The sequence below is a fragment of the Butyricimonas sp. DFI.6.44 genome (assembly GCF_022132345.1).
GTDB classification, from domain to species: domain Bacteria; phylum Bacteroidota; class Bacteroidia; order Bacteroidales; family Marinifilaceae; genus Butyricimonas; species Butyricimonas muris.
In genome coordinates this window covers 342130-357454 of record NZ_JAKNJD010000004.1, presented here as the reverse complement: position 1 = coordinate 357454, position 15325 = coordinate 342130, and the positions used below count along the sequence as shown (strand labels likewise).

The following is a 15325-nucleotide window of genomic DNA, read 5'->3' as shown; positions in this document are numbered from 1 at the left end:
TAATAAGGGATCAAAGACGTTTCACCTTCGATACAAAGACGTTTCAAAGACGTTCACGGGCGTCTTTGAAACGACCATGTTAGGAACGTGACAGGTTAATGATCGAGATGATTAACGGAACTACACCGGATATCCCCCGTGAAAAAGTCATTTATTCACGACAAATCCCGTGAAATCATTATGCAGGAAGCTATTTAACTCCTGTGGAGTTATTCGGACTTTAAAATGCCCGTCTTTAACGAATGTAATATTTCCCGTTTCCTCGCTGACCACCACGATATGGGCATCCGTGGCGGCACTCATCCCGATAGCGGCACGATGACGCAGCCCCAAGCTACCCGGGATATTATTATTATCAGACACGGGAAGAATACATCTCGCGGCAAGTATTTTATTATCGGCAATGATAACAGCCCCATCATGCAACGGGGAGTTTTTAAAGAAGATGTTTTCAAGCAATTCCTCCGTCACGATAGAACGAAGCAATACCCCTGTCTGGGCATAATTAAATAACTCCGAATTTTGGGATAACACGATCAATGCTCCGGTTTTGGTCTTCGCGAAATAGTCACAAGCCCGTACAATAGCCTCCGCCACCTCGTCCTTGATCGAAGGTTTGGAAAAGAGTCTTTCGAAATTAAATATATTCTGCAAATTATACTTACTACCTATCAAAAGCAGGAAACGCCGCACTTCTTGCTGAAACACGATAAGCAAGGCGATCACTCCCATCCCGATGAATTGTCCCAAAATATCGGACATTAATTCCATGTTCAAGGCCTTTACCAGTAACCAAGCCACGTAAAATGTAAAAATTCCGGCAAATATATTTATAGCGACAGTACCTTTCACCAGTTTATATACCTGATAAAATATAAAAGCGACCAGTAATATATCGGCTATGTCAGATAAGCTCAGATGAAAAAACATATCTATATTCTTAAAAAGTCAATTTCATCGGCAAATTTAACCAAAATACGAAAGAAACCATCACTCGAGTTCATAAAGTTTCTCCTGTTCTCACTTTTTCATCCGACAGACAACAACAAGGACGGCAGCAATCACGATAAACAAGCCGATATAATTCACGTAAGTTAATTCTTCTTTGAAATAAATCACCCCCACGACTATCGCCGTAATCGGTTCCAAAGTTCCAAGCACGGAACTGGGAACAGAGCCGATCAGCTTCACCGCGGCAACAAGTAGACGGGCGGATACGATCGTGCTGAATATTGCCAACTGTGCCATGTCCAACAAAAAACGAGGGCGAGTCACAAACTCAAGCTTCCCCTGCGGAAGAGCCACCGCCACGTAAAAAATAGCCGTGAATAATAACACGTAGCAAGTCAACACGTCCGGATTAATTGCCTTGAGCACGGGACGGTTCAACGCCGTGATGTAACAACCGTATGTTACCGTGGACATAAGGACGAAAAACAATCCCCACCACTTCACCTCTCCCGGCGCCCACGATAAAAGATAGACTCCGCATATCGCCAACACGATACCCGCTCTCACCTCGAGAGAAAGTCGCTCCTTGTAAAAGATCATCATAAGGATAGCCACTACCACGGGATAAAAGAAATGTATCGCTGTCGCCACTCCCGTGGGCATATAATGATAAGACCACATCAGAAAAAATGCCGTTATCCCGTAACCTCCGACTCCCGCCAGAATAACCTCTTTTATCTCTGCGCGGGACAATCTCATGTTCACACGCCGGAGAAGTAAATAAATAGCATAGATTATACCCGCTATCCCGTAGCGATACACCAATATAGTTTCATTGTTCACCCCGTCGATTATCGCCTGATTGGCGTACAACGGAATTAAGCCGAAAGTAGCCGCAGATAATGCCGCGAATATGATCCCTTTTATCTTATCCATCTCCTGTTTTTCAAAAAGCGGCACGAAGGTAGCATTTTTTTCTATATATTCGCGAGACAATTAATAACACACGAAAATATGAATAGTATGAAGTACATATTAACACTTATGCTCCTTGCCCTCTCCGGCATATACGCGTCCGCACAGACAGACGGGAAAGCGAAAACGATTCTCGACAAGACAGTAGAACACATCAAGTCATACCCCGCAGTGGAAGTCGTTTTCGACCTCTCGATGATCAATAAAGAGGAAGATATCAAGGAAACGCATCACGGGAAGGCGTACATGAAGGACAAAATGTACCGGATTGATGTCATGGACGTGATCAATTATTTTGACGGAGAAGTGATCTACACTTATATGCCGGAACAGGAAGAAGTAAACATCAAAAACCCCGATGATAACGAGGAAGAAATGTTGAATCCCTCTATCCTTTTCGACATTCACAACCAGAAATTCAACCAGAAACTCGTCGAGGAGAAAGACGGAACAGCCTATATCGAATTAACCCCGAAAAAGGAACACAAACAGATTACCAAAATAGGCGTATGGATCAACACCAAAACGAATATGGTGGAAAAGGTTACCTCCTTCGGGAAAGACGGCAACGATGTAATCATCACGATAAAGAGCTTGAAAAAACCGGACATGGAGCTTGACGTGAAATTCTTCCGATTCGATAAGGAAGCCCACCCAGAAGTAGAAGTAATTGACTTGCGATAAAATAGTAAAAAAGAGCTGGCAAATATCTGCCAGCTCTTTTTACTCTAAAACACGAAATAAATACACATTATCGGAATTTCTTTGAGCTTTTAATCTTGTAGAGCAAGTACTCATAATGCAAGCGGGTATCCCCGGAACTGGAAACCACGGATTCTTTCAATAAAGTTTCTATTTTCAATAACATTCGATAGAACAGATGTCCCTGTGGATAAGGTTTGGCAGTAAAACCATATTGCGCATAAAAGCCCTCCACGGGAGCTTGCGCCCCATCTTTATCGAAAGCCCCCGGGGACATAATCTCTTTCCTTTCGTCCAACATACGGTTCAATCTTTCCCCGTCGATAGCCACCAGCGCCCCTGCTTTTGCTGACGGATCAAGCACGGAGGGTGCATCCGCCACCGTTGAAGTCGCCATCACCGAAGCAAGGAACACTATCTGCAAATCACGCTCCATCTTATCCAACGGGCGTTTTTTCAGTGTTCCTTCCCACACGATCTTATACAACTCATCCATGTATTCTTCCGGGCGATAGCCTTCTTTCGACTTTTCTGCGCTCAAGGCAACCATATTAAGCCGGGAGAATAATGTATTTATGATATCAACCCGCACCTCATTCACTTGTGGCGACCGCATCGGAATCTGACGTATAAAATCCTTTCGCTCTATCCATGACAAGTCTTTCGCCTGCTCCAACAAGAAACGGATCACTTCCTGCTGTTTAGCCTTAGGCACAACCCTATAGGCGGGAAGGTTCTCGTCTGCCATCGCCTCGTTCACGTAAAATCCCCCGATATACGCACCCAAACTCTTCAAGCCTTGCCCAGAAAGACTAACGGACAACAAGTTGTACAGATAACTACGCAAATCAAGATTCCTGTCATCTTCCGCGAACCATTTGTCGAAATTAGCGTAAGCGATTTTCAGATTCGCTATCTTATACTTCATGGCTTTCACCTGATCATCCCCCAAATCTCCTTGAAGAATGCCGGGATCAACGTCCGCAATGACAAACGGGGCACGCCCGAAGCGGCAATAAGGATTCTCACGAGATTCTTTCACCCAGCGATCCAAAGTCGCACATTCGTCCCGTGATGTTTTGGCATCCATGATCGGCTGATATAACCATTTAATCAAGAAATAATCATATTCGCCAATCCCTTTTTGAGTCAGACACACTCCATCACGCACGTCAGCCGGCTGGGCGATATAATTACACGGCACATCATCCATAACCGAAGGGCTTAACCCGTGTTTCCGGGTAAACGATGCCGAACGCAAAGAATCCACCGGGTAGGCCGACGATGCTTTATAATTATTGGCTAACCCCAGACAAACACCCACTTCTCGGGTGATGTAATTCCGGATCATCTCTCCCATAACATGAGCGGGCAGTTCCTTTGACCGTACTTCGGGATCGGTTGCCATCGTGGCAATGACTCGAAGCCTGTAAAAAGTACTTAATATATTGTGGTGCATATAAATAGAGGCATTCAATATCTCCCCCGTGCGTATATCGATATGCATGGAATTCTGCGGACTATACATCCATGAAGAAGTGGGTGCATATCGAATCACGGAATGATTTATATCCAGCGCATCGAAGGCTGAATCTTTCGGAAATTCTTTCGCTTGAACGGCATTTCTAAACCCAATCCGTTCGAAAGCCTTATTCCATTCTTCCACACCTTCCCGAATATATTTTTTCCATTTATCTGGCATAAGTGAATCGATATAAAACACGATCGGTTTCTTTGGGGAAACGAGTTCGCCTTTAGCGTACTTGTTCCTGTCATCCGGTTCCAGACGCCAACGCTTAGTCAGGTACAACGGCTGTAATCCTTGCTGCCCGTCTTCAAAACTTTCCCTTGGTATAAAACTTACCCCCACGCGGGAATCAGCCAGACGAGGCATCATCGGTTCTTCCGGCAACAGAAATAACATCTTATCAATCGTGGCAGAAACCTTCAGATCCCGGGAGCCCAAGAACATCCCGATGATAATATAATCCACGTCATACCCCAATTGACAGGTAACAGCAATACTATTGTTATTTGCCTTGACTCCCCGCACCATTCCCCTCTCCGGGCGATATTTATGATCACGGTAAACAAAACCCCATTTCGAGTTTGCCGCATAGGAAGAAAAAGGATTCGTGTACACGGTATGCTCCATAAAGAACGGGGTCATGTCCAAGACAACAGCACTACTATCCGGTGTAAAAACCTCTATTTTAAAACTATGCGTGATACCCGGCATAGCAGATTGTTCAATTGCTTTCTTTACGGGCTCCCACTCTTGCAGATTCTCCACTTTCGCTACTTTAATCATCCGGGCATTTATCACGTCCCCGTTACGGGTAAACACCACGGTCTGGGGGGCTGCCGCAAACTGCCCGACTACCCCCTCCCCGTTATCGCTGATGTCCGCAATAGACGATGCCAACAACATCTCTCGGTTCAAGAGGCGAAGCGGAAATTCCACGTACACTTTGCCATTCATTTTATGAACAACCATCAATCCCTCCACCGTTTCCGCACCTTTATTCTCGAAGAATTTTTGATATTCGGACTTTACTTCTTCTTTCACCTGTACCTTTTCTTTTTTCTTTCGTTCCCCCGCATAAAGCTCCTCCATCCCCCCCACAAGAATAGGCAGCAAGCACAATATATAAGCTATTTTTCTCATGCTATACAACTTAAAATTTATGATTCCAAAGCCTGATCCAGTTTATGAATCAACAATTTATAATGCACACGGGTTTCTTCCGCCCCCGTGTTCATTTTGCTTTTCAGCAAAGCACGGGCTTTCTTCAGTATATCGAAATAAATTGCCTCCATGGAAGCCTGCATAGGTCCCGTTGTGTAAGCCGACCCGAATCCTTGAGTTTTTTCCGGCAACGGAATTTCCCCAAACATCTCCCGATTGGTGAAGATTCCCACACTACTCTCCGGCAAGATACCATATACCTCCCGACTTTTCTCTTTCATATACTCGGGTACTTCCAAAGCCAGACCGTTCGCAAATGCCATGGACTGTCCCCCCATACCTTTGATGGTAACTTTAGAACCCGTAATCAGATGGGACAGGTACTTGGTTTGCAAACGCATATCCGTTCCTGTCAAGGATTTTCCCTGTCTTGTCGGCGCAAAAACAAAATCAAATATCTGATTCATGTACATTCCGGGAGTATAATGATCCCGATCTGTTTTCTCCATACACAGGAATAAAGCGCCGACTCGTGACATCACGCCTTGAAATATAGCATCTTCCAGATCACCCGAGATGTTTTTCATCAAGGGTAAAGTCTTTTGCATTCCCGGAGCATCCAGCCAATCCATATCCTTCAGTTGTGCCAACATAAAACGTAATGCCCTTTCCTGCTTATCCCGGGAAACAGGTTCGTAAAACGGCAGGGGATCACCGTCATAACGTTGATTGATATATATACCGCCAATATTGTATATGACGTGATTCAGATAGCGAAAATACTGGTATATCAATTCGTTGTATATATTTTGACGAAACGAATAATCCTTATCTTCCGCCGCCACCCATTCATTCAGGTTTGCCAAAATGTATTTCAGATTTTTTATTCCGTATGTTGCCGCTTTCATGGCATCATCCCCCAAATCTTCCTCGAACGAACTCGGGTCCAGTCGCCCGCTGAATTGCTGCATCCCGTAACGATAAACCGGGTCACCTGCTTTCTCGCTGATCCAACGATCAAGCGTGGGCACTTCCTCTTCCGAAGACCGTGCATCCAAAAGCGGGCTGTACAACCACTTTATCGTGTAATAATCGTACACCCCGAGGCGAGGCGGAGTCAGACGTACACCCCGCTCCTTGTCACCGGGTTGAGCCACATAATTGTTACGGGCATAGTCCATGATAGAATAAGTAGTCCCGTACTCTCGCGTAAAAGAAGGGGAACGCAGCGAATCAACCGGGATCGCCGCCGATGCCGACATATTGTGCATGAAACTCAGGCAATGCCCTACCTCGTGCGAAACAACGTACCGGATGCAATCGTGCAATGTTTCCGGATCAAGCACTTTACGTCGGACGTCCGGATCTGCCGCTGCCGTATGAATAAAACGCCAATCCTGCACCAATTTCACGAGGTTATGATACAGATACACGGAAGCGTTGATAATCTCCCCGGTTCTAGGGTCTGTCCATGAGGGTCCCATTGCGTTCGCTATCCACGAGGGGGAATAACGGATGCAGGAATATTTCAGATTGTCGGGATCAAAGCCCGGTTCATCTTTCGGGAAATCTTTTGCCACGATAGCGTTTTTCAAACCGATCTTCTCGAAAGCATCCTGCCACACTTCCACCCCTTCTTTTATCGCTTGTTTCCAGTTCTCGGGAAAGGCGTCGTCCACGTAAAAAACGATCGGCTCTTTCACATCCACGAGTTTCCCTTGCCGATAAGCCTCCTCATCTGCTGGTTCCAAACGCCATCTCTGCGCATAATAACGCCCCTCCATTCCCCGGTTCCGGGTGTCAAACTCCATTTTCTCCTGATAGAAAATCGAAATCCGGGGATCGGCCAAACGAGGACGCATCTTTTCCTCTGGCAATAAAATAAAACTCCGAGTCATCACAACAGTAAAAGGCATTTGATTATAATAATATCGTACCTGATCTTTTACCGACACCGTATAGGTCAATGCCGACTGCACGCTTATATTGTCATCAAAAGCCTTCATTCCCTCGATCTGTGAATTATTCTTCTGAAATACTTTTTGCAGCTGCCGGGGATAAGCTGTCGCAGGTGCCCAATAGGAAAATGGATTCAACCGTTCCTCGTCGCTAAGCAGATAATCCGTCATGTCGATCACCACGGCGCTACTATCCGCCGAGTACGCCTTCACCGGAAATACCTGTATGATAGCCGGGCGATGGCTTTCCTCCAAGCGTTTAGCAATCTTCGCATCCGGCGTATAATACCCCGCAGACAACTCGCACAGACTAACGACGGAATCCGTTTTCGTGAAGGTCACATGCAACGGGTTCTTGGGCTTCTCTCCCACGCTACCGAAATTATTATCAGTAATAGCAGTTATCGTGGACCCGATAAGCATCTCTTTTCCCAATAGCGACAAAGGGACCTCAAAATACACCTTTCCATCAATCTTGTGCAAGGTAATCATCCCCTCTTTCGTCTCGCACACCTTGCCTTTTAGCAACTTCTCGTAAGTCGTTTCTTTTTTAACTTCTTTATTCTCGGATGTTGTCTTTTTCTTTCTTGCCATCATCGTCAAGGGCACAAGCAACATCATAATCACACAGAAAAATAATTTTCTTCTCATACACTTCATTTTAGTTCTTTACAATACAAAACAATTGAAAATGGGAAACTTACCGATTTCAAATTTCAGATTAGACAGCCCCTCCGACTCCCCCTTACACAGGGGAAGAGGCATAACACAAGGATTCCTGAAGACAAAGACTAACTTCTCCTCCCCCTGCGCAAGGAGGAGTTAGAGGGGGTAGTCCAATCATTCAATTTAAAATCTCTAAATCTAAAATTAGTAAGTTTTCCATTATTTTACATATCCCAACTGCTAGCACCGTAACGATAGATCACATCCACGATACGGTCACCGAATCCGGTAATACTTTTAATCAATTTAGGCTGTCCGGATATGAACGTGGCGTCCGTCACGTCATACAATAGAAACTCCCCATCTTCCATGCCCAATCCCATCTGCTGATTATTTTTTATCGGATGGAGGGCTGCTATCGGACGACCTTCAAAATCGGCGTACACCTTTACCGCCCCGGTACTACGGTCATGGTAATAAAGTTTATCATTATTAGCACCTCCCGTGAAAAACAAATAACGCCCGGCGTAACTCTTCAATAACCAAAATTTACTCTTTTCCGTGATGTATTGCCCTCCCGTGAAACCGAAAACACCGTCACTAGAACTGATGGTTACTTTTCCCCTATCCTCCGGATAAATCGGGGAAGGAACCGTGAAAGTTTGGTAAACATAGTCGCCCGCATCATTTTTCAACAGCAACATATGCTGGCAACTTCCTTGATACTGGTTGCTGAACGATGAACCGTACACCAGTTTCATGTCACCCATGTCGTGCAAGGGCACGAAACCTTTCGGGTAGTCTGACTCACTCCATAGCACGTTATAATCTTCCGTGTTGTTGTAATAATTACAGTGCAAGTGAATCATCCTACCGTTCAGTTCGTCATATAGCAATATATGTTTGGCGTATTGCCATGCCGATTCGATAATCGCCGCAATCTTGTAGTCCGGCTTCCCGGGCAATACTACCGGATCGCTATTATAAGCCGCCGAGTGGAATCCCGTTTTATTAGGATCCCGGAAAAAGCGGGTGTAAATTTTCCCGTCACCATTCAACAACACGTTCGTGTACTGCGGGTAGGAAACCGTCTTCACGTCCAAATTTTCAGGAGCTTTGCCGTCAAGAAACTCGTCCCGAGTCAACATGGCTTTCTTCATGCTATTCCCGTCGATTTCCACCGTTCCCTGTCCTCCACGCTGGATAACCAGAATCTCACCGGGAGAACCTCCGAAATAAAAATGTTCTATCATCTTCACGGGTTTCTCGCCAAGGTCTTCCCCGTTCATTTCCTTGTACAACTCGTAATACGTGGTAAATTCCGTGTCGGCATCCACCGGTTCTTTGTGATTTATATGCGCGATACACGATTTGCCGTTCTTCTCGTACAACACGGCAAATCCCGATCGGAACCGAGAATTGACGGTCATTGTGGTAATCTGCGTGTATGTTTCGCCGCTGCGATCATCCGTCACGATAAGCTGAAACTTACTCCCCCCGATCTTCTCCGCTATCACCTTCAACTCTCTCTCTTGCGACACGGTCTTTTTGTCCAACTTCCATTCAAAAGAATAATCCAGCGTATCGGCACCTTCCTCGTAACGAATGGCCGGGGAAAACGTCACCTCATCACCCAGGTACACTGTTTGGGTTGGTAGGGAAATCGTGATCTTACGTGATTCCTTGTAATCGTAATTACCTTTATCGTCCAGGCAAGAATACAATCCCACCATCGTCAACAGCACTATAAATATATATATCTTTTTCATCGCATTGCTATTTTAAGTTACTATCCCATCACAGTGACGGTCATATTCAACTGGTTTTCGTCCTTCACGGGTGTTCCCGCCGTTTCCATTTCCCGCAAATGATATAACAATTTACGAGCTTGTGACAACCGCTGGTCTGCCGTAAGATCCGTCCAATCCCCCACACCGGTCACCTCTATCAGTTTCTCGAATTTAGTCCTTGTATACGGACCTAGGAAAGATTCTTCCACTGCCTGATCCCACCATTTCGGACGAGATACCTCGTTGGAAAAACGAATCACTTTCCTCGTGTAGATCGTCTGTCCCGGAAGCAAACGACTTCCGCCCTTGATTTCCACCACCAAACGCAGATTCTGATCCCCGGGATGATGTATGACTAACTTTTTCTCATCATACACGCTGTTTTTAACAAACACTAGGTTTTCTGGCAAAGTATAGTACTCCGGAGCGGCAGTAGTCGCTTCTTTCACGACCTCTATCCTGAAATCGGATTCTTCTGGCAGCAACTGCCCCAACAATTTAAGTTCCAAAGGAATATCCAAACTCAATTGTCCCGGGTAAAAAAAGAAAGAGATCTCTACCGAATCGGAGTAAGCCGACACGAATTGCACATAGTTCTCCGCTTCATAAGTCGGAATATCCTCCCGATCACAAGCTGTGAAAAAGAAAAGTATGCTCAGGTATAGTATAATATTTTTCATATTCCTCATGATTTTAATGTATATCTTCATTCTCCGGCAACGGGAGTACAAATTTCCCTCCCATCTCGATCACTTGCGCACCGTTCAATATCGGGCTGTTCATCCGCTTGAACATAAAGAAAGTTTGTCCCTCGGTCAAGTATTCTTTCATTCCCTCCCACATCAAATCCGTCCGGATTCTAGCCTTGAAAGCCTCACTGTTCTCCTCGTTCACGTCCGCAGCAATCTGCCGTTTGGCACCCCGCTTGCCCCTCACGTAATTCAACATGGAGATGGCATTCGTTTTATCGTTATTTTCCAAATACGCTTCACTTAAAATATAACACATTTCGCTCAACCGTATCACCGGGATCAACGGATACTGCCGGGCATAATCGGCTATCACACCCACATCGAGCCATTTTTGCGAGATCTGTCCCCCGTCACCACTCACGATCAATCCCTTGCGATAATCGTCGCCATCCTGCCTGTCATCGTACATGGCATCCACCCCTTTCAACAACATCTTGGGCCCCACACCCAAACGGAACTTTGCTACCTTATCAATCAATTCAGGATCGTGGAACGCGAAAAGAATGTCATCCCAAGACTTCGTGTACGTGTACGGGGCGAAGAAATACCAGCTATCCGTGAACGCAACAAAACTCTTTTGCGTGGCAAAACGGTAGACAATAGAGGCTTCCCGAATCGCATCCGTCGTTTTCCCGCCATACATATAAAGGCGAGCCAACACTCCCGTCACCGCAAGATAATTCATACGGCATCCCCGATACCCGAAGAACCGGTCTACAATACTAGCAGAAGTGGAAAGACTGAACCGTACCGTTCCCCTCATGGCAAGCGCATTCTTCAGCGTGTCAAGTTCCGCCACCAAGTGTTGGGCTTGTTTCAGATCAGCCTCCGCCAATGCCAATATTTCGCTTGTTTTCTTCTTTTCCTCGTACTTCGATGGATATACCTTGAAATAAGGGATATACGCCCCATCATCCCCGGTAGAAGGTGCGGGTGCAAACAATCGTAACATATCGAAATGAAGGAATCCACGTAATGCCAGAGCTTCCCCGAGAATCATGTTTTTTTCAATCCTCCCGTTTGGGAAAAAAGTGGAATCTTTCGGTTCGATCTCCGCGATCAGCTTGTTACAATTCGCAATCGCATTATAACTTTTCGACCATATCGTGGAAATCACAGACTTGTTCTTTTCCATTCCATAGTTATAAGTTTCCAATCCCGGATAAGACTTCTGCAAATCCGTGTCGTCATACGTCTGAGCCAAAGCACTCACGAAACCCCATGTCATCTCCCGCCCGTACAATTCCTGCTGTGACAACATCTCGTATATCCCGTTCAAAGCATTGCGAAATCCCACGTAATCCTTGAAGACTTTATTATCATTTGCTTGATTTTCCGGCTCGATATCCAACCACTTGTTACAGCCCGACAATAACGCTGCCAACAGTAATGTCCATAATATATAACTTACTTTTTTCATAATCACCTGTTTTAAAAACTTGCATTTAAGGTAAAGTTAAACGTCCTCGCGTAGGGATAACTCAATCCACGCTCCTGTTTCACGCTGGAAAAGTTAGCAATATCCTTCATGTTGAATGACAAACGTAACATACTAAGCCCGATCTTGCTAACCAGCGACGTGTTGAAATCATATTGTACTGTCAGTGAATTAAAGTTCAACACGTTATAGTTTTGCACGAAACGGGAAGTTGGACGAGTAGTCAACGCACGATCCTGAATCGCCTTCAGACGAGTCACATCTCCCGGCTTCTGCCAACGCTCGGTCAACACGCGTTTGTCTGCATTCATATTGTAAATATCCACATTTTCCACTTTCTCCACTAGTGTGGAATTGTATGCCTGTCCCCCGAATTCGTAGAGAAAAGAGGTAAATAAAGAGAACGATTTATATTGTACATTCAGCCCGAAAGCCCCCTGCGCATCCGCCTCCGTGTCACCAAGAATCACTTGTTCCCGCGACTCCCATTCCGAAGTCACCGTCCCATCCCGTTTCACGTAAAGTTCCTGCCCGTCACTCGGGTTGATGCCGAAAGACTTCATCCCGAAAATAGAAGTCAAAGAACCACCCTCCACGTATTTCATAAACGGTTTACTATACTGCGGATCTTGTTGGCTGAATACACTCTCGTCATACCCTTCATATTTCTGGTCTACCCGATCATTATAGGCTTTCAGCGACTCGGAAATTTTTAGGATCTTGTTCTTATTGTGCGCCAAATTACCGAATACCGAAACGTACACGTCTTTACTCCTGTACAGAACCGCCTTCACATCAAGTTCTATCCCCCGGTTCCTCACCTCACCCAAATTATCCTTGTACACGATAAACCCGGTAGAAGCCGGTAAGGTCACGTCGGTAATCAAGTCGACCGTCTTCTTGTCATACCACGCTGCTTTCAACAAAATAGCATCATTGACAAATCCCAAATCCATCTTCACCTCGTTAGAGATCGTCTTCTCCCATTTCAACTTGTCATTTCCCATGTAATAGAGATAAATCCCGTTACCCGTGATATAGTAGTTATCAGAAATCCTGTAAGTATGTTTGGCTGCATATGGAGGGAAGTTCGTCTTTCCCAATTGCCCGTGAGTTGCCGTCAGGCGTAGCTGGCTCACGATATTTTGATTCTTCATGAATTCGTAATTATGAATGTTCATACCCACCCCAATAGAATAGAAGGGAGCGTATTTTTTGTCCGTACCGAACTCGGAAGAACCATCCAAACGAAAAGAGGCATCGAGAAGATAAACATTATTATAGGTGTAATTCAACGTGGCGAACGAACCGAACAAACGGGTATGATTGTCCGATACGCCGGGTTTCGTCACGATTTGTTCCGCGTAACTCGGTGTGTTCAACGTACCCGAGGGGAAACCCAGATAGGAAGCACTGAAATAGCTATGCTTATTCTCCACCGTGTTCAATCCCAAAGTCAGATTCATACTATGCTTATCGATTGTCTTCACGTAAGTAAGCAATAGATTCAAGTTCATCGACAATTCTTTCGTGGTCGTTTCGATCAGCGATCCCCTCAACGTTTCGCTCTCGTCACCGAATTTAGCCGACAACGGGTCAACAAAAGTTTTCGTCCAGTAATCCCGTTTGGTCACGGAGAACTGTCCCTTCACCTGCAAACCGCTATCCCCATACCAATTCAGACTAAAATTATTCGTCAACTCGTCATACCCGTTCTTGTCAAAACTCTTCAATAATTCAGCTTCATACAACGGATTGTCATAATTCTGTGCGGCGGAATGCCAAAACTTAGTTGATTTCAACCAATTGCCATTCTCGTCCTTCATTGGATCATACGGCAATTTCTTCGTGTAATCGCTGAACACCCCGTAAGGAGAATTTTTCGCCTTCACCACATCATAAGTGATATAATTCCGGATCTGAAAACCACCTATCCGGTAATCCAACGAAAGCCCCGCTCCTTTCCGGTTTCTCACGGACCCCTTCATCACCCCGTTCTGATTATCATACCTCAGGTCTACGCCGAAACGAATATTCTCGTTTCCTCCCACCACGTAGAGGCTATGCTTGTGGTTAACCTCGTTGCGCAAGGGTTGCGAAATCCAATCGGTATCCACACCTTTCAGCACGTTGTTCAACTTCGTGAGATACTCGCTTTGTAGCGTATAATATTTATCCACATCATCGCTCTCGAATAACCCCGCCAAACGCTCAGCTTCCAGTTTCTCCGAAGCATTCATCAGGTTATAGTCCGACAAGTCGGGAACCGTCAACGCCCCGTTGAAACTATAATCCACTTGCAGTCTTCCCGCTTTAGGTGCTATTGTTTCGATCACGATCACCCCGTTCGCTCCCCGTGAGCCATACATCGCCGTGGCAGCCGCATCTTTCAATATCGTGATACTCTCGATACGATTCGGGTCTAGGTCATACACTTTCTCGATCGTCACCTCGAAACCGTCCATGATAAACACAGGAGCATTCGGGTTATTCGACAAAGCCGACTTCGACACATCACCTTTATCCAACTCCATTACACCGATACCGGAACGCCCGCGGATATAAAACTCCGGCAATGTGTTCGGGTCTGACCCCATCTCGTTATTACGCATGATTCGCAAGGAAGGGTCGAACACCTGCAAAACATCCACGACATTGCTGGAAGCTACCTTCAATAAATCTTCCTTATTCACTTTCACCGAATTACCGGTAAAGCTGGATTTTTTCACCGTGGCATACCCCGTTACCACGACATCCTCCAAGTTCACCTTCTCTTCTTCCAGTACCACGTTTACCTCCCTTTGGTCGGTTATCTTCACCTCCTGGCTCTGCATACCGATAAAGGAATACACCAACACGAGATCTTTGCGTTCGGGCAGGGTGATCTTGTATTTTCCCAACGTATCCGTCACCACCCCGATAGACGTTCCCTTGACCAACACCGTAACCCCAGTCAACCGATCACCCCGTTTATCTTTCACGATTCCGGTGATCGTGATTCTCTTCTGTTCCTCGGTTTTCTGTGGGACTTTCATCAAAATCACGAACTCCTTGTTGATCTCGAAAGTCAATCCCTTGCCGGTTAGTACCTTATTCAACAACTCGGTCAATTCGATTCCCCCAAAATTCGCCTCAACCTTAGCGTTCTTATCCAGCACATCACTGTTATACATTACGATGCAACCGGTTTGCTTACGAATCTCCTGAAACAACTCGTCAAAAGTCGTTTCCCCCATTTTCACGTTCAGACGATATTGCGCATTGCTGTTAGCATACCCTCCTAACATGAAACAAAACAGAAATACAATAACTAATCGCATAACCAAAAATAATTTCCAGCGTTCGTTTTTCCACAAAACGAACCCCATTAATGGATTTTTTTTCATACATTTGTTTTTTAAGTT

Annotated in this window: 9 protein-coding genes; 1 reads left to right on the top strand and 8 read right to left on the bottom strand. The window is 45.4% G+C overall.

Annotation, left to right across the window (positions count from 1 at the left end; genetic code table 11):
• Positions 1-147: 147 nt before the first annotated feature.
• Both cdaA and L0M98_RS07915 read right to left on the bottom strand, forming a co-directional pair.
• Positions 148-930: a diadenylate cyclase CdaA gene (cdaA, locus tag L0M98_RS07920; protein ID WP_099290384.1), complete on the bottom strand. Its 783-nt coding sequence runs from the start codon at positions 928-930 to the stop codon at positions 148-150.
• Between the two features lie 90 nt (positions 931-1020).
• A complete protein-coding gene (locus L0M98_RS07915) occupies positions 1021-1887 on the bottom strand; it encodes a DMT family transporter (protein ID WP_099290383.1) in 867 nt (288 codons plus the stop codon).
• Positions 1888-1974: 87 nt separating this feature from the next.
• Here L0M98_RS07915 and L0M98_RS07910 point away from each other — a divergent pair, with 87 nt between their 5' ends.
• Positions 1975-2610 (top strand): LolA family protein, encoded by a 636-nt coding sequence (locus L0M98_RS07910; protein WP_227215282.1) that lies wholly within the window; start codon positions 1975-1977, stop codon positions 2608-2610.
• Between the two features lie 67 nt (positions 2611-2677).
• Here the strand turns inward: L0M98_RS07910 and L0M98_RS07905 are convergent, their stop codons facing one another.
• The 6 genes from L0M98_RS07905 to L0M98_RS07880 form a co-directional block, all read right to left on the bottom strand.
• Complete coding sequence (locus L0M98_RS07905) at positions 2678-5296, bottom strand: zinc-dependent metalloprotease (RefSeq protein ID WP_227215283.1); 2619 nt, start codon at positions 5294-5296, stop codon at positions 2678-2680.
• Between the two features lie 17 nt (positions 5297-5313).
• Complete coding sequence (locus L0M98_RS07900) at positions 5314-7896, bottom strand: zinc-dependent metalloprotease (RefSeq protein ID WP_441301363.1); 2583 nt, start codon at positions 7894-7896, stop codon at positions 5314-5316.
• Between the two features lie 269 nt (positions 7897-8165).
• Positions 8166-9710 carry a PKD-like family lipoprotein gene (locus L0M98_RS07895; RefSeq protein WP_227215285.1) on the bottom strand — a complete coding sequence of 515 codons (1545 nt, stop codon included), beginning with the start codon at positions 9708-9710 and terminating at the stop codon, positions 8166-8168.
• Between the two features lie 20 nt (positions 9711-9730).
• Positions 9731-10411, bottom strand: a complete 681-nt coding sequence (locus L0M98_RS07890; protein ID WP_227215286.1) for a DUF4843 domain-containing protein — start codon at positions 10409-10411, stop codon at positions 9731-9733.
• Between the two features lie 13 nt (positions 10412-10424).
• Positions 10425-11903, bottom strand: a complete 1479-nt coding sequence (locus tag L0M98_RS07885; protein WP_227215287.1) for a RagB/SusD family nutrient uptake outer membrane protein — start codon at positions 11901-11903, stop codon at positions 10425-10427.
• An 11-nt stretch (positions 11904-11914) separates the two neighbouring features.
• Complete coding sequence (locus tag L0M98_RS07880; RefSeq protein ID WP_227215288.1) at positions 11915-15307, bottom strand: SusC/RagA family TonB-linked outer membrane protein; 3393 nt, start codon at positions 15305-15307, stop codon at positions 11915-11917.
• Between the last annotated feature and the right edge of the window lie 18 nt (positions 15308-15325).

Excerpts from the sequence above, each read along its gene's own strand:
- cdaA (WP_099290384.1), bottom strand. The coding sequence starts at position 930 with ATGTTTTTTCATCTGAGCTTATCTGACATAGCCGATATATTACTGGTC.
- L0M98_RS07915 (WP_099290383.1), bottom strand. The coding sequence starts at position 1,887 with ATGGATAAGATAAAAGGGATCATATTCGCGGCATTATCTGCGGCTACT.
- L0M98_RS07910 (WP_227215282.1), top strand. The coding sequence starts at position 1,975 with ATGAAGTACATATTAACACTTATGCTCCTTGCCCTCTCCGGCATATAC.
- L0M98_RS07905 (WP_227215283.1), bottom strand. The coding sequence starts at position 5,296 with ATGAGAAAAATAGCTTATATATTGTGCTTGCTGCCTATTCTTGTGGGG.
- L0M98_RS07900 (WP_441301363.1), bottom strand. The coding sequence starts at position 7,896 with ATGATGTTGCTTGTGCCCTTGACGATGATGGCAAGAAAGAAAAAGACA.
- L0M98_RS07895 (WP_227215285.1), bottom strand. The coding sequence starts at position 9,710 with ATGAAAAAGATATATATATTTATAGTGCTGTTGACGATGGTGGGATTG.
- L0M98_RS07890 (WP_227215286.1), bottom strand. The coding sequence starts at position 10,411 with ATGAAAAATATTATACTATACCTGAGCATACTTTTCTTTTTCACAGCT.
- L0M98_RS07885 (WP_227215287.1), bottom strand. The coding sequence starts at position 11,903 with ATGAAAAAAGTAAGTTATATATTATGGACATTACTGTTGGCAGCGTTA.
- L0M98_RS07880 (WP_227215288.1), bottom strand. The coding sequence starts at position 15,307 with ATGAAAAAAAATCCATTAATGGGGTTCGTTTTGTGGAAAAACGAACGC.